This is a genomic window from Mediterraneibacter sp. ICN-202921 (genome assembly GCF_037890075.1).
In the GTDB taxonomy this organism is placed as follows: Bacteria; Bacillota; Clostridia; order Lachnospirales; family Lachnospiraceae; genus Mediterraneibacter; species Mediterraneibacter massiliensis.
The window spans coordinates 40,595-60,599 of the sequence record NZ_JBBKBE010000008.1; the positions used below are offsets into that span (position 1 = coordinate 40,595).

Sequence of the window (20,005 nt, forward strand, 5' to 3'; positions counted from 1 at the left end):
GTACTTCATCGGCATTCTTCCTTCCCACGTTTCTTTGGCGGCTTGGTGGCTTTCTGAAAATCTTCGCTCAGTTCTGTTTCTACATATTCACTGATGATATGAAGAGCCTGATAATAATTATCTGATTTCTGGACACGTGCAATCATTTCTTTTGCCTCTTGCCCCTGTCCATTTGCCTGAAGCAGTTTATTTGCCCTTGCCAGAATAGAAAACACATTTCCATCCTGTCCCACAAGCTGCATCTTCGGACGTCTCATTTCCGTTTCCTTCTGTTGATAATCGGGATCCCTGATTTGAATTTCATAGTCATCGCCCTGCCAAAAATGAACATAGATTTCTCCATCTCCGACTTGGATTTCCTGCTGTTCAAACCCTTCTCCCCATCCGTCACTATACTGCCCGGTAACATATTCATACAGTTCTTCTGTTTCCGGCTGTTCTAAAAATGTAGTTAATTCCAAAGTGGTACATCCATACAAAACACCCTCTTTTTGTTTCACTGAAGGGACTGCACTAATCACTTTCTCTTTGATGGCTGCACTGCCATGAAAATAATCCATTAAATTGCAGGGCTTTCCTTCCTCATTTCCAATGGCATTATATTTTTCGATTGCTTCTTTGATCTCCGATTCATACTGTGACAAGTCTGCTCCTTCCAATGGCAGTCCCTCATAAACATCGTACTCGTATTCCCCCTCTTCCCACTGCCTTTCCAATTCTCTGGATGTGAAATTCCCTGTCAGTGGTGTCAACAATTCTATTTTTATGGTATCTTCCATTCGCTTCACCTCCCACGTTCTCTTCGCTGTTTCTGCTGTTTTTCCCACGCCTGCTTTGCCAGGTCCCCATAATCAGCACCCTCTATTGGGGGCAGGTTGCAGAAAACAGCATATTCTTTTTCGTACTGCTCTTTTAACTGAGCACACGCCCATCGTCCGGCAAAATCATGATCGGTGCAGATCTCTATCTCTGTCACCTCCGGATGTTCTTTTAGAAAATGTTCCAATGCATCCGGTATTTTCATCTTTCTGACGTTCTGCCTGGTCCCTTCCTTCGGTGCAGCGACACCGCCCAAAGACAGGCGGTATTTATCCGCATTCCCTTCCAGTGTCATATGAGCCAGGGCGTCAATACAGGCTTCATATACTGCCACCCGGCAGCTTTTCCCAAGAGGCGGAACACAAAAGCTGTATTGTTTTTCACTGCCTTCCTGTTCCATCCGGAAACTCTTTCCCCGGTTGTCATAGATTCCCCGCAGGAACGCATACCTTGCATGTCCCTGTTCATCCATGCCAACAAAAACAGCGTTATGGTAGGGGGCGCTCTCATACAGGATTCCGAGCTGCACACAGTAATCCAGTACCTCATCCCGGATTCCCCTTTGGTTCAAATATCTCCGCACCCGGTAAAAACTGTCATTGGGCAGGGGCAGGGCAAAGGGCTTCTTTTTAGGCGCTGGTTCTGCTCTGGGAACATACACAGGCTTCTGCTCACACAAGATCTTTACGGCTTCCGTATATCCCATGCCGTCTACCTGCATCAAAAACCGAAGGGCAGACATTCCACCGATATCCCTGGATTTCCAATGCCATTTACTGGTGATCTCATTGATCTTAAAACTGTCATGGTCCTGAAGCTGCCATTCGTTTCTTGTCCTTGTCTTTTTCAGCCTTCCCGGTTGGTATGTCTGCAAATACTCATATGCCCGCACCTGCTTGGCTGCCTGGTATTCTTCTTCTGTGACCCAAGCCATCAGATCACCGCATTACGGAGCCGTTCTGCCTTATCGGTGCGTTCCCATGGCAGTTCCTTTCTTCCAAAATGTCCAAAGGCTGCTGTCTGCCGGAAAATCGGACGGGTAAGGCGAAGCGTATCTACGATCTGCTTTGGTGTCAGCCCAAACACCAGGGGGATCGCCATTTCCAGACAGTCATCCGCACACACTTTTCCTGTGCCAAACGTATCTACCTGAACCATAACAGGCTGGGCAACACCTATGGCATAGGCAAGGGAAACCTGACACCTGCTGGCAAGTCCGGCTGCGACCATATTTTTGGCAATATACCTTGCCATATATGCCCCAGAACGGTCCACTTTTGAACAATCCTTCCCGGAAAATGCCCCGCCTCCATGGGGAACCATGCTGCCATAACTGTCTACCATCAGTTTTCTCCCAGTCAGTCCCGTATCTGCATCCATGCCTCCGCAGACAAAACGTCCGGATGGATTGATAAGGATCTTTGTATCTTCATCCGGTGGAAGAAGACGAAGTGCCGGAAGAAGCACTTTTTTTCGGATCTCTGCTTCCAGTTTCTTCAGATTCTTATCTTCCGTATGCTGACAGGATACAACCACACTATCCAGACGGACAGGCTTCCCATCTTCATACTCTACCGTCACCTGTGCTTTCCCATCCGGGCAGATTCCTTCAATATAGCTGCTTCTTCTACAGGCAGACAGTTCCCGGACAATCCTATTTGCAAGCACCACAGGCATAGGCATAAGCTGCGGCGTCTCATCACAGGCATATCCGATCATGACGCCCTGATCCCCGGCACCTTGAAACCAATCCATTTGATTGTCAGACACCCCTTCCCTTTTTTCTTTGGATTCCCTAACCGCATTGGCAATGTCCGGACTCTGCTGATGGACAAACGTATCCATGGCAACCCCTTCGCTGGAATATCCCACTTCAGACAATACTTTCTGGATCACACCAAACACATCCGGTTCATAGGTGCTGGTAATCTCTCCTGCCACAATGACAGTTCCCTTCGTGGCAAGCACTTCACAAGCCACCTTGGAATCTGCATCATTTTTCAGACACATATCTAAAATCGCATCTGCGATCTGGTCGCACACTTTGTCTGGGTGTCCTTCTGTTACTGCTTCTGCTGTATAAAATTTTCTCATATGAATTTCCTCTCTTTCATGCAAAAAAGGCAGGATACCTTCCTTTTTACGGGAACATATCCTGCCTGGTTTCTTTTTATTTGATAAATAATGTAATTTTAAATAAACTTCAGCTCTCTTTAGATAGTCACAAGCTCTCTTATCCTTGAACACTCTCCCTGCTTTACACTGTGTCATGCTCCATTTCATCTTTTGTAACTAGAAACACTTTTTACTATCCCTCGCAGTCACACACTGCACTTTTCGGGTACTTTCAAACACTCCCCGGAATATACGGTTCCAGAAAGCCACCAAAGAGCTGGAAAAGCACCTGCCTTTGAACACTTCCCAATACTACAAGATGCCACGACCTGTTGCACATCCCTTAACTTCGAACACTTTTTGTTCCGTATCGCCACTTCCCAGTTTCCACCTTGTCTCACATTCTGCACTTTTCGGGTACTTTTGAACACTTCCGGCAGGAGAGTGATCCAGAGTACACCATGATACATCCAGAGAGCTGAAGAAAGTACCCATCTTTGAACACTTTTCACCTTTCAGGTTCTGCTTTTACTGCCACAAGGATGTTCCGGGCCTCCTTCCACTCATAAGAACAGGTTACCAGCGTCAGGGTTGTCTCACAACCTGCACCAGTTATCCCTGTTTCAAACAGCGACAGCGCTTTCGCCTGTGCTGCATAAGCCTCCAATTCCTTCGGACTGTGAAAAGATGCCTGCTGGAAGTCAAACATGGACACATCAGCTTTCAATACTGCCGCTATCCGGTACTCTTCCATGCCTTCCGGCGTCTGAAAGAACACCCTGGGATGTGCTTTCCAGTAATCATAGGCAACGTACCGGTCCAGATTCCCGAACATCGCCCCACTGTTCATGTTGTGACCGTAGATAGTCAGATTCTTTGATTCTCCCAAAATACAGTCTGCCTGGAGGAACAAACTTCCATTGATGTCGTAGTTTCCCCGGTAATCCCTCCGCAGATAATACTCCGGCTCTTCCCGGCTGCTCTGCATGACCGGATAATCGATCCCAACTTCTGGGATCGTAAGCCAGCCCCGAACATCCGGATACTGGCGCTGGAGGGATCGAAGGTCAACGGCAGACACTTCCGGTTCTCTTCCAGCCTGTTCCTCTTTCTCTCCTGGAGAGCCCCCGCCCGGAGGGATGTCCTCCGGGAAGCAGGTTTTTAACTCTTCCACCAGTTCTCGGTTCTGCCTGGGAATCGCCACATAATCATGATAAATTAGTGCCGCACTGAGGATACAGACAGCACACAAGACTGCCTGCAGCATCCACAGCTTATTCTTCTTTTTTCGCTTCATCTGCTTTTTTATGTCTCTTCTTATAGAGCATAGTTGCCATAAGTCCGGCTGCTGATACACCTAAAAGTGCAAACAGAAGGATTGGTTTCCAGTGGTCATCTCCTGTCTGCGGTACACCCGGAGTTTCCGGTGTCCTTGCATCCTTCATTTCCACCTTCTGGACTTCCATGGTATCTTCCAGTGTAAACTTCACATCTTCTGCGATCTCATAGCCTTCCGGCGCTGTGATCTCACGCAGGATCAGTTCTTCCCCTACCGGAAGTTTCTCTACCAGATGCGGTTTCCCATCTGTTACCCACTCTTCCAAAACTTCACCATCCTTATTTAAGATCTGAAGCTTGGCTCCTTCCAGTTCCTTTCCAGTGGTGAGGTCTGTTTTGGAGATTTCCACTTTGGAATAGGTATCCTTCATCTCCACTTTGGTCACACTGCCATCTTCCTTTATCTCAAACTCAATATCTTCCGCAGACACATACCCTTCTGCATAAGGCGGCAGCTCTTCATGGAGCGTATACGTTCCCTCCGGCAGTCCATAAACTACGTGCGGTTCTTTTGTGCTGATCCACTCTTCCACGATGTTGCCATCCTGGTCGATGATCTGAAGCTTCGCCCCTTCCAGTTCTTCCCCAGTTGTGGCATCGGTTTTTGTAAACTGGCTTTTCGTTGGCTGATTTTCCACTTCTTTTGTCAGCTTGATTTCTGCAAGGTTCTGGTCTGTGTAAGAGGCATCGATCTCCCAGATTTCCTCATTCGGAAGATACCCCGGCTTTCTCACTTCCTCTTTCACATAATATTTCCCATGATAGAGGTCGCTGTCAAAGGTAAGCTGTCCCTTCTCATCCGTTGCTTTCTTCTCCAGCAGAGTATCCTTTTCTACAAGAACCTCACCCTGCTGGGAGAGGATATCTTCTTTTGCATACAATCCAAAGATCACGCCTTCCAGCTTCTCTTCTGTGACTGCATCCTTCTTTTCTACAGAAATGGAAATCTTCTGTCGCTCATTTTTATAAGCAACCCCTTCATAAACCACTGCCTGAGTATCATCCTCTGCGGTTAGGGTAAATTCTTTCTGTTCCGGGTTCAATACGAAATGGTCGCCTGCTATGGTTTCTTTCATATAATAAGAACCCAATGGAAGATTATTTACCACTGCCTTTCCTTCTGTATCAGTCACTAAAGTTGTCACCAGATCGTCTTTTTCATAACGGATGACCGGATTGCCCTGCTCATCCTTTGCTCCGTCCGGAGAATAAATGGTGTCCTTGGCATACAGTTCAAAGGCTGCCCCTTCCACACCGGATTCTTCATAGACAAAATCATGGAACACTCCGATATCGGTATCCTCTCCGGTTACTGCATCTTTGATCTTTCCTGCCAGTCTCTTTGCCTTTGCAAGCAGGGAATCCCCCTTCACTTCCACTGGCTGTTCTCCAGTTTTGGTCAGTGTCAGGCTTCCCACCTGCTCATCGTTTGGCTGCTCGACTTCCACGATGACTGCCCCGGTATCCGGATCGATCTGATGGGCGGTATCGGAAGAAACCGTGATCACGATCCCCTTTTTCGGGTTCTCTTTGTAACTGCCTTTTCCGGTCACTTCCAATGGAGAAATTATTTTTTCCCCTTCATACAAGGAACTCTCATATCCCTGTCTTACAAACCCTTCCGGTGCTTTCACTTCTTCAATCCGGTAAGTAGAACATTTCAATTCTTCCGGTGTTACCAGATAGCCTTCCTCATTGGTCTTAAAAACGCTGATGGTCTCTTTCTTCGGATAGAATACCGTCTGCTCTACATATTCCTCTTTTTCCATGTCAAAGATTTTATAGGAAGCGCCTGCTTTTAAAACCGGATTGCCTGTCTGTGCATCCTTTTTCACGATTTTTAACAAAAACTCAAACGGACGGTCATCGAACACACGCCATACCATCGGTTCTCTGCTGTCCTCATCAACCTTCACCAAAAACGGATCGATGGCTTTCAAGTTCTCCGGTACGGTGCTTTCCTCTACCACATAAAGACCATACGGAAGCTCCGGACTGAGGGCATATCCTTTTTTATCTGTAATAAGCTCCGGTACCGGGATAGCCTTGCCATCCACATAGGTCACTGCCACCTCTTCCTTACTGAAATCATAACCTCGGAAATCTTCCGCAGTAAACTGATCCCCATTGGATGGCTGTAATTCCCCACTCTCTACTTTGGAAAGGCTGCTGACCAGATACACCTGAAAACCTGCCCCTTCCACAAGGTCTGTTTCTGTCTGGTCTCCATCTTCGCTGATCTTGATCAGCTGGAACGCCTGCTTTTTCACCTGTTCCTGTACCGTCAGGTCCCTGGTTACCTCTGCCACTTCCTGTCCTTCGTAAGCAAGGTCCACCTCATACTCTGTTGGATCTACCGTATAACCTTCCGGCGGAGTGATCTCTTTCACATACATTTTTCCCAGATACAATTCGGAAAAATCTAAGGTACCATCCTCCTTGATCACGCCCTGTGCGATGAGGCTGTCTTTTTTGAACAGAACCCCCGTCTTTCCATCCGGGTGGACGATATCCTCTCTGGCATACAGACCATACACAGCCCCGGCAAGGGAACTATCTCCCTGGGGAAGAAAAGCCTGTGTCTCCTTATCGATCTTTTGGATATGGACAGCACCTTTCACCCTCTCATCGGTTGCTGAGATGGTGACCGTCTTTCCGGCTTCCACATCTACCTTATGGATCACATCACTCTGTGCATACTTGTCTGGAGCCTTGATCTCTTTCACATATACTGTTTTGATGGCTGCCTCAAAATAATCACTGACTGCTTTTCCCTCTTCCCCGGTGACTGGCATTTCCATCAAAAGATGCTCACACTTGCTGTCTGTATAAATGCCATACACTGCACCGTCTAAAGGATTCTTGGTATCCGCATCCTGTTTTAAAAGCTCGATTCTTGTCATCTCCAGCCAGTCTACCGTAAAGCTTACCGGATTGGCTTTCTCCGATTCAAAGACTCCAATGTCCTGATTGCTGTTTCCTGTGGATAATACCAGTGTTCTCCAGGTTTCCCCTACAGAACCATGCAGCTCCCCGGAGGAATATTTTCCGGTATGAAGCATTGGGGCAGTCAGATAAAAGGTATCCCCGCCATAGATCTTCAGCGCACCATTCTCTGCGGAAGTTCCCTTTGTCTTGTTATAAATGGTGATGTTTTTTGGTACATTGACTGAAATGTAGTTTCGGTGATCCCCGGACAATGTGATATCCGGTGTTTTCTGTACATTTCCATTTCGGACTGCTTTTACAGAAGTCTTGGAAAGGGAGATTTCCCCCTTCGGCGGCTCTTCCATAGCAAATAGGTGGTCAATATAGGCGATCACGCCTGCGTTTACCAGATCTTCATACTTACATCCTGTAAATCCTGCCTCACCTGCATAGGCATAGCTGGCTGCGATGTGGGTATATACATATTTCTCTTCCGCACTTTTCCCGGACAGGTAACTGCCTGTAATATCCCCGGCACCGCCATAACCATAATACAGCACCTTCTGCAAGTTCTTATTGCTATCCAGTACCTGTGCCACATAGTCACCACTGGGGGGTGAAGCACGATGGGATTCCAGACAGTAAGCAATCTTTCCATTGACCGTAAACCAGCAGGTCAGGTAATTTCCAATATAACTTGGATAGTAGATGGTCTCTCCTTTTTCCAGATGTACGGTTTCCCTTGCTCGGAAAGTATTTTCCGCACCGGAAAGCATCATCACTTCCCCATCCTCAATCTTTTCTTCCAGTTCCCTTGCTGCCTGTGCATCTGCATCTTCCCCGGATACCGTCACTTCCACATCCGGGATCTCCTGCACAGGCGTCTCCGAATCTTCTTCAGAATTCGTATCCTCCTTCTGTTTCTGACCGCCATTTTCTTCTGTATGCGCCTGCCCTTCCGTATCCGTCAAGATGATCTTTCTGCTCACAGAATAGCTGTCACGCGCATCCTTTGGCACAACCCAGTAGGTTGCAATATAGGTTCCTGCCTGGTCAGGGTGGTAGTTCCCTCCATCTTCCGCTTCGATACGCTCTATTGTAACATCTTCTTTTTCCTGATCGTAATGGATGCCCTCCATGCAAGTCTCTGCCATAAAATCCTTGTCGGAAATATCTTTCGTGATGTCTTCTGCTGTTACCAAATGTTTCGCAGCTTCTGAAACTTTCTCTGTCTGTTCCGTTTTAGATATTTCTGCGCTCTCCGTCACTGGCTCTGACGGATTTTTTGTTTCTGCCGCATGGACATCCGCTAAGTTCCCAAGCGGACTAAGCCCCATGAGCAGTGCGAGCCCAAAGGCTGCAAGTCTTGTTTTGATATTCCTGTTCTTCATTGCATTCTCCTTTTTTCGTTAAAAATACCGCAGAGGCTTTCCCCTGCGGCTTTGTTATCTACTGACTTCTGTTTTCTTGTGACTGGCTTTTTGCTTTCCCACTTCCTGTCTGGTACGCTTTAGCGCATCGGTCACAGATCGGCTGGAAATCCCATTCTGATGGCAGCCTTCCACGATTCCCATAAAATAAAGATCCGAGGGGATGGCAGGCTGATCCTTATAGAGTGCATTCATGGTATATGCCATGACTTCCCGTTTCACACCATCCTTTCCCTGAACAAGAACAGGCTCCTTCCCATACAGGTGGGGATACCCTTCATATAAATCCAGGCTTTTTTCACACTCCGGTGTGATCTTCCAAAGCACCCCTTCCACCTGGCTGCCCTCTTCCGGCAAAATGGTGGCAACACCGCTTCCTTTCCCCCTGCCACAAAAGGTCAGGCGGTATCCTTCCAGCTTGACATTCTCCACTACGGAAGCTGCCGGACAGCGGTACGCCATCTGGTCTAAGTTCATGTTGCTGCCATAGGCAAAATAATAGGTTTCTTTCATCTCTTACCTCCTAACGGGCATCCTCTGCCCGATGATTTCGATTCAAACATTCATAGGTACTGCGGTCATATCTCCATGCTCTGTCACCCTCCAGATTGGCAAGCAGATGTTCCCGGACATTCTTATATTCCGGTCCAATGAGTCCCAGCCGCAATAAAAAGGTACGGAAGGTAAATGCCGGATTCTCCGTGATCTCCGTTTTCCGCATCTGGGTGCATTTCTGATTGATGGCCTGGGCAGAGATGGCAAGAGCCAAAGTGATATTTGCCCGCACTTTTCCTGCATGGAGGGTACTCTCAAAACATCTCCACTCCAAAGTTCCTTTGGAAAACACTGCATGAAGGTTCAACGCATAGTACCGGGTACTGTCATAATGATCATGGCTTCTATCCCTGCCCCCATACCATACCCGTTTCAACTGTTCCATGGAAATGGTGCTGTTTGGCATCCGGCGGATCTTTTCTAACACAATGGGACGCACCTTCTGGCAATACTCCTGTTCCCTTGATGTCTGTACCCTCAATGCCTTAAACAGGATGTCCTCTTTGGAATACATAATGGTCATGGCATTTTTGAGGCTTCTTGGGGTGTGATTGGAAGCGTCTACATGCACATGCTGCCCGCAGGATGCATTTACCTTCGCCCCATGATGTCTGAGACACCGCACCACTTCCTGCAGTTTTCCCATTTCTCCATAGGAAAGTTTCGGACTGACCATTTCGGTGCTATATTCTCTTTCGGCAGGAACCATGCGTCCACGCTCCCTTCGTTCCGTATAGATGCTCCCATCATACATGAACTTCCATTTCTTTCCTTCCTGATCTGTCACCGACCAGACGCCATAATATCCGCCATTGCAAACCGCCCTTGTTCCAAACAGCTCTGCCACTTTCTCCGCAGCCCTCTGCCTGGTGATCCCTGTCATCTCAATCTCTGTACCAAAATACTGATCCTGAATTCCAATTGCCATGCTGCCTTACCTCTTTGTCTTTTCATCCTCTGCCCGGATCTCTGCATCTGCCTGCCGAAGAAGCGTTCCGATGGCTTCGATCACGTTGACGGTCACTCCATTTCCAGCCTGTTTATAAAGCTGGCTGTCCGAAGTATCCTGTTCTATGCGGTCAATCTGCCAGTCATAAAACCCCTGCAGCCGCAGACACTCCCTCGGCACCAGCCTCCGGATTCTGCCCCGATAGGCAACTCCATGCCGGTCTGTGGCAGTAATGGTGAACATCGGCTCTTCCGGCCCCTTCATCCTCCGGCCATTCTGCCGGGTTTCTTCCCTACCCGGAGTCAGCACTGCCCTGGCGCCTTCTTCTTTTAAGACACCGGAGCATTCCCCTTTATGATTATGGATGCCGGACTGTCTGGTATTCAGACACCTGCACTGCTCTGTGACAAGAGGCGGAGGAGACAGATCCACAAAATGAAGCGTTCCCTGCTGAATCCCTGTGGTAAGGGTATGGGCAATCTGATGCCCCACACGCCCTCTTCTGGTATTCATGTCTGCATATCCTAAGTCAATGCTGTCTCCCGGATACGCCATCTTATATCCCTGCTTGGTATTCTCCTTGATGGGAACACCTACTTCATATAACCCTGTCTTACCACCCACGCCTCCGGCTCCGGAAGTCAGGGTACAGCTTAATCCTTCGGCGTTGTAGATCCGTTCCCCTTGCCTTCCTGTTTGGATTTGTACAAGAGACGTTCCATTTGCTGCTGGGAAAGGTAATATTTTTCCGGCACATCTTCGATCAAGATATCCGACAAGATACACCCGTTTTCTGGATTGGGGGACTCCAAAATCCTTGCTGTTAAGCACTTTCCATTCCACACCGTACCCCAGCTCAGATAACGTACTGAGGATGGTGTGAAACGTCCTGCCTTTGTCATGCGAAAGCAGTCCGGGAACATTTTCAAGGATGAAATACGCAGGTCGCTTGTCTGCAACCAGTCTGGCAATCTCGAAGAACAGAGTTCCTCTGGCATCCGCAAATCCTTCCCGCTTTCCGGCGATAGAGAATGCCTGGCAAGGAAATCCTGCACACAAAAGATCAAAGTCCGGCATTCGTTCAGTTTCGATTGTTCTTGCGTCATTGCAAAACCACTCCCCTTCTGTGTCGAACAGCAATCGGTAGTTCTTATCCGCATAAGCATCCACCTCGCAGTGTCCCACACAGGTAAAACCGCCTGCACGTCTTAACCCTTCCCGGAATCCCCCGATCCCGCTGAATAAATCAAAAAATCGAATGGTTGCGGCTATCAACCTCCTTTGCTGAATAAAAAAACAGGCGGCATGGTTTTTCTCCCACACTGCCTGCTGGTTTTATAGTTCTATTTGTTTGGCATTATGCGATCTCTTCAGTTTCTTCTTCTGATTCTGGAATCTCTTCTTCCTCTGCATCCTCAGAAGTTTCTGCATCCGTCTCTTCCTCTGCGGCTTCCACCACCTCTTCTTCACTAGGATCTTCCGCTTCTTCCAGATTATCTGTTTCTTCGATTTCTTCCGGCTGTTCCAGTTCCTTCCATTTGGCTTCTACCTCTTCCACCGCTTTTTCGATGATGCGGATGATAAAATCTTTCTGTTTGATGCCTTCCTTTGTGACTGCCCATTTGACTCTCTGGAATAATTCCTCTGTTACCTGTACTGCTAATGTTCTTTTTTCCATGCTTTCTTCTCCTTTGCCTTCCAACCTGTTAAAGTGTTCTTCGATCACCTGTCGGATAAATATCTGTGTACTCGTTTCCTTTTCTTCGATCTCGGCTCGTACCTTCTCATGTAATTCCACCGGGATCTTTCCGCATATGTTCTTCATCTCTGCCATAAGCGTTTTCCCCTTTCGTTTTGTTATACACAACATACTCCAAAATTTGAAAGAAAGCTATTCACAATACCCACTAAAGAATCCATGTCAAATGTATGCAAAACCAAAGCATATCCAACAATGCCATACTTTCCTTGCCCATAGGCCTCACCCCCTTTACTCCTGCTCCATCTGAAATAAAAAATCCAGCATCTGACCGGGAATTTCTTCCTTTTCCTGTGCTGGCATCCGTTCCACATCGCCACATTTTAACGCTTCCCGGACAGCCTCCTGAATGAGTCTTTTTAAAGTTTCCCTCTCTTCTTGTTCCAGGATCACATCCACCAGATACTGGTTCCTCTGCCCTGTCGGAATTTCCATCAAAAGCTGCCACGCTTTTTCATGTTCCGGGTTCTTAAGGTTTGGGCGGAAGGAAAAGACCGGGCGGCTCACAGCGTCCTCATCTGCCCCACAATCCGTTCATATCCGGCAGCGTTGGCATGGACGTCCGTCAGGTAAATTGGGCGACACAGGCGGTCCTGCTCGCTTACACGGTGTTTAAAAATAGCAGCACCGCCTCCCATGAAAACGGAAGGGACTGCCCGCAGGTCAAAGCCTGCCTCGGTGATCGCAGACAGGATTTTTTCAATATAAAGCCTGCCCTGCCTCTCAATCAAAGACACCACTTCCGCAGGCATGCTGCTGGGTTTTCCATGTAAGACACGCTCGATCTGCGTCTCCGTTACCGACAGCCCTGTATTTCTCCTTACCTGTTCCCTGATCTCATCCATACAACGGATGACACCCAGTTCCAGGCTTCTACAGGTAGCTGCGTTAGGAACAGCATTATCAAGCCGCATCAAGTCCACCGTCCAGCCTCCGATATCAACAAGAAGCACAGAAGGCTCATCTTTTAAATACTCTGGATAAAGAGCCAGGGCTGAATATCCCTGGGGGAACAGTTTTACATCCTCAATCTGGATCTCATAGCGTTCCCCTTCATATAAGAAACGGATTGGCTGTTCCTTCCGAAACAGATACTCCTTGAATTTCTGTTTTTCCCTTCCAAATCCGGTAAGGGGAAGCCCGGCTGCAAGAACAACTTTCGCTGTCCTTTCCCCCTTTCGCTTTCGAATCTCCTGTGCCAGTGCTGCCAGCGTCAAAAGATAATAATTGTCGTTGGCAGTCTTGTCCTTTACCAAGGTCTGTCTCCCAGTCCCACACACATAATATTCTCCCCGGTACTGGAGGACATTCTGCATGGTATAGGGTTCATACTCATACCGGATGATCCCTGTGGGGAAACACACCTGCTTTGTTTTAATGGCGTAATATCCATGGTCGATTCCGATAATCATCACTTACCACTCCCTTCTTTTCTATTCTATGTTAAATTTCCGGTGAAAGAGCCCTTGCCCCCAAAGGCGCGCCCCGGCAGGCATTCTTTTCTTTCCAGCCTGTTTTTCTTCCTACTTCTAGTCTTGAAAAAATGTTTGGACTGGAAGATAATGCAGTGTTCCTTCCAAAACAAGCGCCTGTCTTTGAAAACGAAGGATTCCTTGGTTCTGTAACTCCACCATTTCGTAATATGCTTTCTTTGTTAAAAAGTAACGATGATATATTCCCACTTTCCCAAACTGCTCCGTCTGCTTCAACACCAAAAACTCCACCATATACCGGGTGTCCGGTGCAAACCGTTTTTCACATAGCATGGCATCACCCTGTACTGCCTTCACACCCTCCGACTCCCTGGCTACTGCCAATAACTCATGAATACTGATACTCACGTTTGCTATCACCTCCCTTCCAAAAGAAAAGACAGACATCTAAATGATGCCTGTCTCTTCCGGGATTTCCATTCCCTTTTCCTTATAGATCTTTTTGACTAATTCTTTTAGTTCCTTCCGGATCTTTCTATCTGGTACATTGTTACAAAATTCCTGTATCCATCTATCCTGCAAATATAAATCAATTTCGGTTTTATCACAAGAAACGATGCTGCAGGTTTCATCATATATCTGTTCCAGTCTTTGAAAGTGTTCTTGGAACTGCTCTCCATAATGATTCCAGATATCCAGATTCCATCTTGTCAGACCAAGGAAATCGGTAACATAAGTCAGCCTTTCCAAATCAGAAAATGTCATTTTTTCTTTTCCCAGCAGGATTGCCCTGTCACGCTTTCCGCATAAAAACAGGAAAGCAAACCGTTCTATATCTCTCTGATGCATAATCCTTCCCCTTTGCACAAATAATTCCTTATTACGAAACATTATAAAAAGTGAAATCAGTAAAATCAATATAAAGTTTCTTTATTACGAAACATTGAGAAATGAGAGGATTCTATCATGCAGAAGATCAGACCAGACATGGATATCGGCAAAAATATCCAAGCCATCCGTTATCAAAATAAACTTACGCAAGACCAAGTCATTGCAAAATTAAACCTGATGGGTATCTCCATGTCCAAAAGTACCTATGCCAAGCTGGAAACCAACCGCATGAACATCAAGGTATCCGAACTTGTTGCCCTTGCCAAGATTTTTCATACGGATATCAACGCATTCTTTTCCGGGCTTCTCTAAACCGGAAAAGTATCCACCTCTTAAATTCTTTTGTAATACCGTACTTTCTTATTCTCTCCTTTTTTTAATTGATTTGATTATTCTATTTTGGTATATTTTTTGTCTCACTTTTACAACCGATTGTATTCCTAATCCCATGTAAAATCAATAAAAAAGTGCAAAAAGTGAGACAAATCTGCCCCACTATTTGCAGAAGGGATTAGAGATATGCCAAAACCGAAAACATCAACTGGGGAGAAAAATCTGATCAGCCAAAGACTTATTGAACTCCGCCGCCAGCATAATATGTCACAACGCTTTTTAGCCTATCAACTTCAGCTCAATGGGTATGATATAGATAAAAATGTAATTACCAGAATTGAGACCAATAAACGTTACGTCACAGATATCGAATTAAAAGCACTCACTGAGATTTTCCATGTTTCCTATGAATATCTCATCGAAGGAAAAGAAGAAAAGTCATAGCTTTCATGTGTATAAGTCTATGACTTTTCTTTTCAAATACATTTGCTATTTTCTGTAACATTTTACAAAGGGCGAATCACCCTAAAACTGTCTCTTTTTTTAATCTTCTTAATCCCAAACGAAATCGAAGAAAAGAATATAAATTCCACAAATTTGCTGTTACCGGAAAATCCTTACGATATATAAATTTCATATCAACTGGTATCTGATGTTGTTCACACCATATGTAAATGTCTTTCATCAACAATACTTCTCCAGAATCAATCCGATTAATTAGGATATTCTTCTTATATTCATCCAACTGACTTCTAAATGTCAAATAAAATAAAACATTATAGTATCGAATCAAGACCACTTCTTTGTTATCTATTCCCATATACCTCATACACATTTTCCACCTTTCCATGTGTTTATCGTTCTTTTTTCCTAAAAATCAATACTTAATACACCAGTTATCCACTAAAATTAGGGAGTATAATTTTTGACTAAAATTAATACCATTTCTATTACCGTCACACCAGACACACATTTACGCTTGATCAGCATAGCATCTATCTTTTTCTTTATTTTTTTCATTCTATACTCTCTCCTTTCATTTATAACTGCCTTGATACTTCCCCTTTATGAAATTTGAATAGAAAAGAATGCAGGTACTATCATGATCGCCATCACAATTGCCAGCATGATAAACATAGGAATTAATAGTTTGGTCCCCGCTTCTTCCCCTGATTTTCGTGCCAGATTTTTACGTTCCTCAAATGCATCTGCCGCTTCTATTTTTAAAATTTCTGTTAGTCCCTTTGAACCTTTTTGGAGATTCTGTGAAAGTATTGCGGAAAGTTTCCTATAGGAAGAGGTATCACATCTGCTTCCAAAGTCTTCATAACATTCTCTTTCTGTCTTTCCTCTCTGCATTTCATACATTGCATGTATCATTTCTTCATAAGCTGCTCTTTTTCCTATTTTTTCTCTGTCATTCTTATATTCCTCTACGGTTTTGAACCATGCTGCCCGTATTGTCATTCCTGCGCCCATATACAGAACCAGACTGTTGATAATTTGAGGATAATCTATTTGCAGTTCCATTTTTTTCTTTTTTTGTTCTTTGACGATCTTTTGTTTTTCAGCAAAATAGAAAAGTACTGCCATCAGCAGACTTAAAATTAAAATTGCTACTGCTCTGTAATTCAAAGGATAGCTCCACTTAATTTCTTTTCCTTCTATTTCCTTAGGTAAAACCAAGTATTCTTTTTCTTTTGTTTCTTTATCTGCGTCATATATTAAAGTTTTTATCTTATCTGCTGTTTTTTGTTCTTTTGTTCTTTTAGGTGGAAAAACATGTACGTAAAATTCATAAAGTCTACTTTCTTCTTTATATGTCAATAATGCCTTAAGTCCCAGCAGTGTCCCTTCATCACTTACGTTTTCTGCTTTAAGATTTCCCTGTACATCCATGATAGAATAATCATCAAGTTCCCAAGATACTTTGATATTGTTTTCTGGAATTTCTGTAATTAGATTTAAATCAGAACGTACTTCCGAAAGACTTTCATTTTCTCCTAATATATAAGTCTCTAGTTTTTTTTGTGCCTGCTCAAAAACTTTCTTTAACTGTTCTTCATCATATTCTTTTTCTTCTACAGTAATTTCTATCGTCTCATTTATACCGTCTGTCTGAAAATTCAATGACTCTTTTTTATCGCCCTCACCATGATCATTTCTCTGCAGGATTACCTCTCCCTTTTCATCTTTTTCTAATGATTTTCTATTATCTGTAAACCAAATACATCCCGAAACCACGAATGACATAAAAACGATAAAGCAAACTTTTATATGGACAGACTTTTTCTTTTTTTCTCTTTTCAATGATCAAACCTCTATCTGTATAATTCTTTTTCCCATCTGATAAGCAATCATATAAAAGAACAAACATACACTCATGACAAAACCCCCTGCCGTATTCCCATATAAAACAGATAAAAATTCTCCAAATGTCAATTTCAAATAGCATATGATACAAAATGGGATAAAACACATGATTCTAAACTCCATTTTTTTAGAAGCCAATAATGTCTGAATTTCTTTTTCTGTTTCTATTTTTTCACTGATTATTTTTATGGAATTGTATATAATGGATATACTATCGCCTCCGCTTCTTTTTGCCGCGGAAAATACGGTAATAAAATTCCGAACATCCTCCTGTTTTACATTTTCAGAAAATTCTTCTAATACTTGTTCAGCTGTTCTATTTATATTTAATTTATATATCATCTGTTCATATTCTTTTAAAATACGACTGTCTTTTTTATATAGAACTTTTAAATCTTCATACGTCTCACGGATTGCATTTTCTACAGAATATCCGGCTTTTAATGTCGCCGCCATTATTTGTATACTGTCTTTGAACTGATTTCTAAATTCTAATTCTTTTTTATGAATGTATGACTCTGTCCAATCTTTCATATAAAATATAAAAATAGGCAGTAAAAGAAAAAAAGCTTTCCATGATTCATAAAATGCATAAGAAATTCCTGAAAAAATGAGGATTCCTTTTCCGATCCCAGCAGCATACTCAATTCCTTTTATATCCTGCAGCCAGCAGTTTTTCTGTATATTTAAGTTCCTCTGCCTTCATAAGCCTGCCTTGAATTTTCCCATTTTTCATTCCCTCCTCTTGAAATTCATATAATGTTCTTAGTTTAATATCTCCTTGCTCGTATTCCATCACTTCTGCTATCTCCAATACTTTTCTGCTTTTGTCCCGCAATCTTCCCAAATGAATGATAATATCCAACGCAGAAGCAATCTGTCTTTGAATTGCCACAAAGGGCAATTCGATCCCCATCAGCATCATTGTCTCCAAACGTTTCAACATATCCGCAGGATTATTGGCATGTCCTGTTGACATAGAACCACTGTGTCCGTTTAACATTGCTGATGAGATCATATCTACTGTTTCTTCTCCTCTAACTTCACCTACGATAATTCTATCCGGCCTCATTCTAAGAGCAGATTTGATCAAATCACGGATCGTAACTGCTCCATCACCTTCCAAATTTGCATTTCTCGCCTCTAAGCGTACTAGATTATCCACTCCTTTTATCTGGAGTTCTGCATTATCCTCGATTGTGATGATTCGTTCTTCTTTTGGTATAAAATCTGATAAAGCATTTAAAAATGTCGTTTTTCCCGCACCAGTACCTCCACTGACAAAAATATTATATTTTGCTTCTACAAGTATCTTTAAAAATTCAGCAGCTTCTTTTGTAATACTTCCAAATTGTATCAGCTGTTTTATGGTTATCGCCTCTTTCGGAAATTTCCGGATCGTCATGATCGGTCCATTCAAAGCTACCGGTTTTAATACTACATTGACACGCGATCCATCCTCCAGTCTTGTATCTACGATAGGGGAAGATTCATTTACATAACGGTTTGTTCCAGATACGATCTGCTGAATGACATCCTGCAGTTTTTCTAAAGAAAAAAATCTTTTATCCGAACGAAATATCTTTCCTTCTTTTTCAAAAAATATATTTTCTGTGCCATTTACCATGATTTCTGTGATTGTGTCATCTTCAATTAATTCCTGTAAAATATCCAGTCTGCGAAATGCATTAAATAATTCACGGCTGATCTGTATTTTTTCATTAAGCGGAATATATTCTTGTTTCCCAACCTCTTCCAATACCTCTTGAATCATCCGTTCCAGTTCTTCATCCTGTATCTCTTTCGACATATCCATCTGAAGCATCATTTTTGCATATATCCATTCCGTGTTAATCATTTTTCATGCCTTCTTTTCTGTCTGTTGTAAGATTTTTATTCCTTCTTGTAACCTTTTTGCGTATCGTATGTTCTAATATTGCTTCCATCCCCATACGTTTGATATTTTGTTCATACTGTCTTACTTTTTCCTCTGAAGTTGGTTCCTCTGCATAATGTGTATATATGACAGAACAATTTTGTAGAATTGTATATAATCCATCCACACTATCACTCAAATCTAATATAATTGTTTCATAAATACATTTTTTTAATATCTGTTCAAACAGATTTAGCCATTCATCGACTTTTACTTGTCTTAAATCTTGTAGGATCGGTATTGGCATAATATAATCTAAATTTTCTATTTGTCCTGCAATCGTATTAATGCGAAACCCTAAATTTTCTGTATTCTGTCCTGCATAAAATAATAAATCACCGATATTTTTCTCTTTTTGATCTGGATAATACAATCCACTTGCAGGATACTCTTCTAGATTTAAATAAAGCGTTGGAACATACTTTGCTGATTTTATCCCCAGCTGGATCGCAAACTTCGTTTTCCCGATTCTGTGCACAGGCGAGTAGATACCTATCAGACCTTTTCTCCTTATTATTCTGTCTGTATCTTGTTTTTTCCTTATTGATAAAATATCTTTGTTATCCTTTTTATCTTGTTCTGCATCTTCAAATAAAATTTTTATGATGTTCTCCGCAGACTGATATCTATAGATTCTTTTTTGATCGTTTCTCTTATCCTGCTCATTTTTAGTCAGCACAAATTTATTTTCTGTAATTTTTTCAAATTTGCCGTCTTGATCATACTCCTCTGCTATCAAAAGAATATCAATAGGCTTGCGTTTAGAAAAAGACATAAGGCTTTCTTCTTCATGAAAAATCTGAAATTGCAGATCTATTTTTTCCATTTCAGATATAAACTTCATCAGATTTTCAGAATACTCTTTGTCAGGGTCACATATTACAAAATGACCTGAATACACCGCCATCCTCCTTTCTTATTTAGTTTTATCCCCTCTGTATAAATAAAAACTGAAAAATTTGCTGCGAACCTGCAGCTTGAATAGAATATATGACGAACAGATATGTATATATCCATTCCGCAGACCATTTACAATAAACTATTAAGTAAATGGAAAACCAGATTGATCTCTGGTGTGTAAATCGAATTATAAACGTCTATTTTTTCTTTGTCCAGACGTAAATTAAAATTTGCAGGATTTTGTGA

20 protein-coding genes are annotated in these 20,005 nt (G+C 43.3%); 2 read left to right on the top strand and 18 right to left on the bottom strand.

The window, feature by feature from the left end:
• Positions 1-5 precede the first annotated feature (5 nt).
• The 13 genes from WKT01_RS08340 to WKT01_RS08400 form a co-directional block, all read right to left on the bottom strand.
• On the bottom strand, positions 6-779 hold the full coding sequence (locus WKT01_RS08340; protein ID WP_340312006.1) for a hypothetical protein: 774 nt from the start codon (positions 777-779) through the stop codon (positions 6-8).
• Between the two features lie 5 nt (positions 780-784).
• The gene (locus WKT01_RS08345) at positions 785-1,753 is read right to left on the bottom strand and encodes a DUF3991 and TOPRIM domain-containing protein (protein ID WP_340312008.1); all 969 of its coding nucleotides are present in this window, start codon (positions 1,751-1,753) and stop codon (positions 785-787) included.
• Positions 1,753-2,913: a methionine adenosyltransferase gene (gene metK / locus WKT01_RS08350; RefSeq protein ID WP_340312009.1), complete on the bottom strand. Its 1,161-nt coding sequence runs from the start codon at positions 2,911-2,913 to the stop codon at positions 1,753-1,755. The genes WKT01_RS08345 and metK overlap by 1 nt, the downstream gene beginning before the upstream one ends.
• A gap of 529 nt (positions 2,914-3,442) precedes the next feature.
• Complete coding sequence (locus WKT01_RS08355) at positions 3,443-4,231, bottom strand: class B sortase (protein ID WP_340312010.1); 789 nt, start codon at positions 4,229-4,231, stop codon at positions 3,443-3,445.
• Positions 4,209-8,591, bottom strand: a complete 4,383-nt coding sequence (locus tag WKT01_RS08360; RefSeq protein ID WP_340312011.1) for a SpaA isopeptide-forming pilin-related protein — start codon at positions 8,589-8,591, stop codon at positions 4,209-4,211. Before WKT01_RS08360 ends, WKT01_RS08355 begins: the two co-directional genes overlap by 23 nt.
• A 54-nt stretch (positions 8,592-8,645) precedes the next feature.
• Entirely contained in the window at positions 8,646-9,143 is a 498-nt protein-coding gene (locus WKT01_RS08365; RefSeq protein WP_340312013.1) for a gamma-glutamylcyclotransferase family protein, read from the bottom strand.
• A 10-nt stretch (positions 9,144-9,153) separates the two neighbouring features.
• Positions 9,154-10,113 carry an amidoligase family protein gene (locus WKT01_RS08370; protein ID WP_340312015.1) on the bottom strand — a complete coding sequence of 320 codons (960 nt, stop codon included), beginning with the start codon at positions 10,111-10,113 and terminating at the stop codon, positions 9,154-9,156.
• A gap of 6 nt (positions 10,114-10,119) precedes the next feature.
• Complete coding sequence (gene dcm / locus WKT01_RS08375; RefSeq protein WP_340312017.1) at positions 10,120-11,409, bottom strand: DNA (cytosine-5-)-methyltransferase; 1,290 nt, start codon at positions 11,407-11,409, stop codon at positions 10,120-10,122.
• Positions 11,410-11,491: 82 nt separating this feature from the next.
• Positions 11,492-11,968 carry a hypothetical protein gene (locus tag WKT01_RS08380; protein WP_340312018.1) on the bottom strand — a complete coding sequence of 159 codons (477 nt, stop codon included), beginning with the start codon at positions 11,966-11,968 and terminating at the stop codon, positions 11,492-11,494.
• A gap of 156 nt (positions 11,969-12,124) precedes the next feature.
• The gene (locus WKT01_RS08385; protein ID WP_340312019.1) at positions 12,125-12,400 is read right to left on the bottom strand and encodes a hypothetical protein; all 276 of its coding nucleotides are present in this window, start codon (positions 12,398-12,400) and stop codon (positions 12,125-12,127) included.
• On the bottom strand, positions 12,397-13,305 hold the full coding sequence (locus WKT01_RS08390) for a ParM/StbA family protein (protein WP_059066783.1): 909 nt from the start codon (positions 13,303-13,305) through the stop codon (positions 12,397-12,399). Before WKT01_RS08390 ends, WKT01_RS08385 begins: the two co-directional genes overlap by 4 nt.
• 117 nt (positions 13,306-13,422) lie before the next feature.
• Complete coding sequence (locus WKT01_RS08395; RefSeq protein ID WP_340312021.1) at positions 13,423-13,734, bottom strand: DUF5720 family protein; 312 nt, start codon at positions 13,732-13,734, stop codon at positions 13,423-13,425.
• 39 nt (positions 13,735-13,773) lie between these two features.
• Positions 13,774-14,175, bottom strand: coding sequence for a hypothetical protein (locus WKT01_RS08400; RefSeq protein ID WP_340312022.1), 402 nt, complete (start codon positions 14,173-14,175; stop codon positions 13,774-13,776).
• A gap of 117 nt (positions 14,176-14,292) precedes the next feature.
• Here WKT01_RS08400 and WKT01_RS08405 point away from each other — a divergent pair, with 117 nt between their 5' ends.
• Complete coding sequence (locus tag WKT01_RS08405; protein ID WP_340312023.1) at positions 14,293-14,529, top strand: helix-turn-helix domain-containing protein; 237 nt, start codon at positions 14,293-14,295, stop codon at positions 14,527-14,529.
• 207 nt (positions 14,530-14,736) lie between these two features.
• A complete protein-coding gene (locus WKT01_RS08410) occupies positions 14,737-14,994 on the top strand; it encodes a helix-turn-helix domain-containing protein (RefSeq protein WP_340312024.1) in 258 nt (85 codons plus the stop codon).
• A 76-nt stretch (positions 14,995-15,070) separates the two neighbouring features.
• On the opposite strand, the gene WKT01_RS08415 is transcribed toward WKT01_RS08410, so the two are convergent.
• From WKT01_RS08415 to WKT01_RS08435, 5 genes are all read right to left on the bottom strand, one after another.
• A complete protein-coding gene (locus WKT01_RS08415) occupies positions 15,071-15,379 on the bottom strand; it encodes a hypothetical protein (RefSeq protein WP_340312026.1) in 309 nt (102 codons plus the stop codon).
• Between the two features lie 236 nt (positions 15,380-15,615).
• The gene (locus WKT01_RS08420; RefSeq protein ID WP_340312028.1) at positions 15,616-16,860 is read right to left on the bottom strand and encodes a secretion protein F; all 1,245 of its coding nucleotides are present in this window, start codon (positions 16,858-16,860) and stop codon (positions 15,616-15,618) included.
• Positions 16,861-16,863: 3 nt separating this feature from the next.
• Positions 16,864-17,379, bottom strand: a complete 516-nt coding sequence (locus tag WKT01_RS08425; protein WP_317246562.1) for a type II secretion system F family protein — start codon at positions 17,377-17,379, stop codon at positions 16,864-16,866.
• A 187-nt stretch (positions 17,380-17,566) separates the two neighbouring features.
• A complete protein-coding gene (locus WKT01_RS08430) occupies positions 17,567-18,781 on the bottom strand; it encodes a CpaF family protein (RefSeq protein ID WP_059067123.1) in 1,215 nt (404 codons plus the stop codon).
• Entirely contained in the window at positions 18,774-19,766 is a 993-nt protein-coding gene (locus WKT01_RS08435; RefSeq protein WP_117974703.1) for a hypothetical protein, read from the bottom strand. Before WKT01_RS08435 ends, WKT01_RS08430 begins: the two co-directional genes overlap by 8 nt.
• Between the last annotated feature and the right edge of the window lie 239 nt (positions 19,767-20,005).

Excerpts from the sequence above, each read along its gene's own strand:
- WKT01_RS08340 (WP_340312006.1), bottom strand. The coding sequence starts at position 779 with ATGGAAGATACCATAAAAATAGAATTGTTGACACCACTGACAGGGAAT.
- WKT01_RS08345 (WP_340312008.1), bottom strand. The coding sequence starts at position 1,753 with ATGGCTTGGGTCACAGAAGAAGAATACCAGGCAGCCAAGCAGGTGCGG.
- metK (WP_340312009.1), bottom strand. The coding sequence starts at position 2,913 with ATGAGAAAATTTTATACAGCAGAAGCAGTAACAGAAGGACACCCAGAC.
- WKT01_RS08355 (WP_340312010.1), bottom strand. The coding sequence starts at position 4,231 with ATGAAGCGAAAAAAGAAGAATAAGCTGTGGATGCTGCAGGCAGTCTTG.
- WKT01_RS08360 (WP_340312011.1), bottom strand. The coding sequence starts at position 8,591 with ATGAAGAACAGGAATATCAAAACAAGACTTGCAGCCTTTGGGCTCGCA.
- WKT01_RS08365 (WP_340312013.1), bottom strand. The coding sequence starts at position 9,143 with ATGAAAGAAACCTATTATTTTGCCTATGGCAGCAACATGAACTTAGAC.
- WKT01_RS08370 (WP_340312015.1), bottom strand. The coding sequence starts at position 10,113 with ATGGCAATTGGAATTCAGGATCAGTATTTTGGTACAGAGATTGAGATG.
- WKT01_RS08380 (WP_340312018.1), bottom strand. The coding sequence starts at position 11,968 with ATGGCAGAGATGAAGAACATATGCGGAAAGATCCCGGTGGAATTACAT.
- WKT01_RS08390 (WP_059066783.1), bottom strand. The coding sequence starts at position 13,305 with ATGATTATCGGAATCGACCATGGATATTACGCCATTAAAACAAAGCAG.
- WKT01_RS08400 (WP_340312022.1), bottom strand. The coding sequence starts at position 14,175 with ATGCATCAGAGAGATATAGAACGGTTTGCTTTCCTGTTTTTATGCGGA.
- WKT01_RS08405 (WP_340312023.1), top strand. The coding sequence starts at position 14,293 with ATGCAGAAGATCAGACCAGACATGGATATCGGCAAAAATATCCAAGCC.
- WKT01_RS08410 (WP_340312024.1), top strand. The coding sequence starts at position 14,737 with ATGCCAAAACCGAAAACATCAACTGGGGAGAAAAATCTGATCAGCCAA.
- WKT01_RS08415 (WP_340312026.1), bottom strand. The coding sequence starts at position 15,379 with ATGAGGTATATGGGAATAGATAACAAAGAAGTGGTCTTGATTCGATAC.
- WKT01_RS08425 (WP_317246562.1), bottom strand. The coding sequence starts at position 17,379 with ATGGCGGCGACATTAAAAGCCGGATATTCTGTAGAAAATGCAATCCGT.
- WKT01_RS08430 (WP_059067123.1), bottom strand. The coding sequence starts at position 18,781 with ATGATTAACACGGAATGGATATATGCAAAAATGATGCTTCAGATGGAT.
- WKT01_RS08435 (WP_117974703.1), bottom strand. The coding sequence starts at position 19,766 with ATGGCGGTGTATTCAGGTCATTTTGTAATATGTGACCCTGACAAAGAG.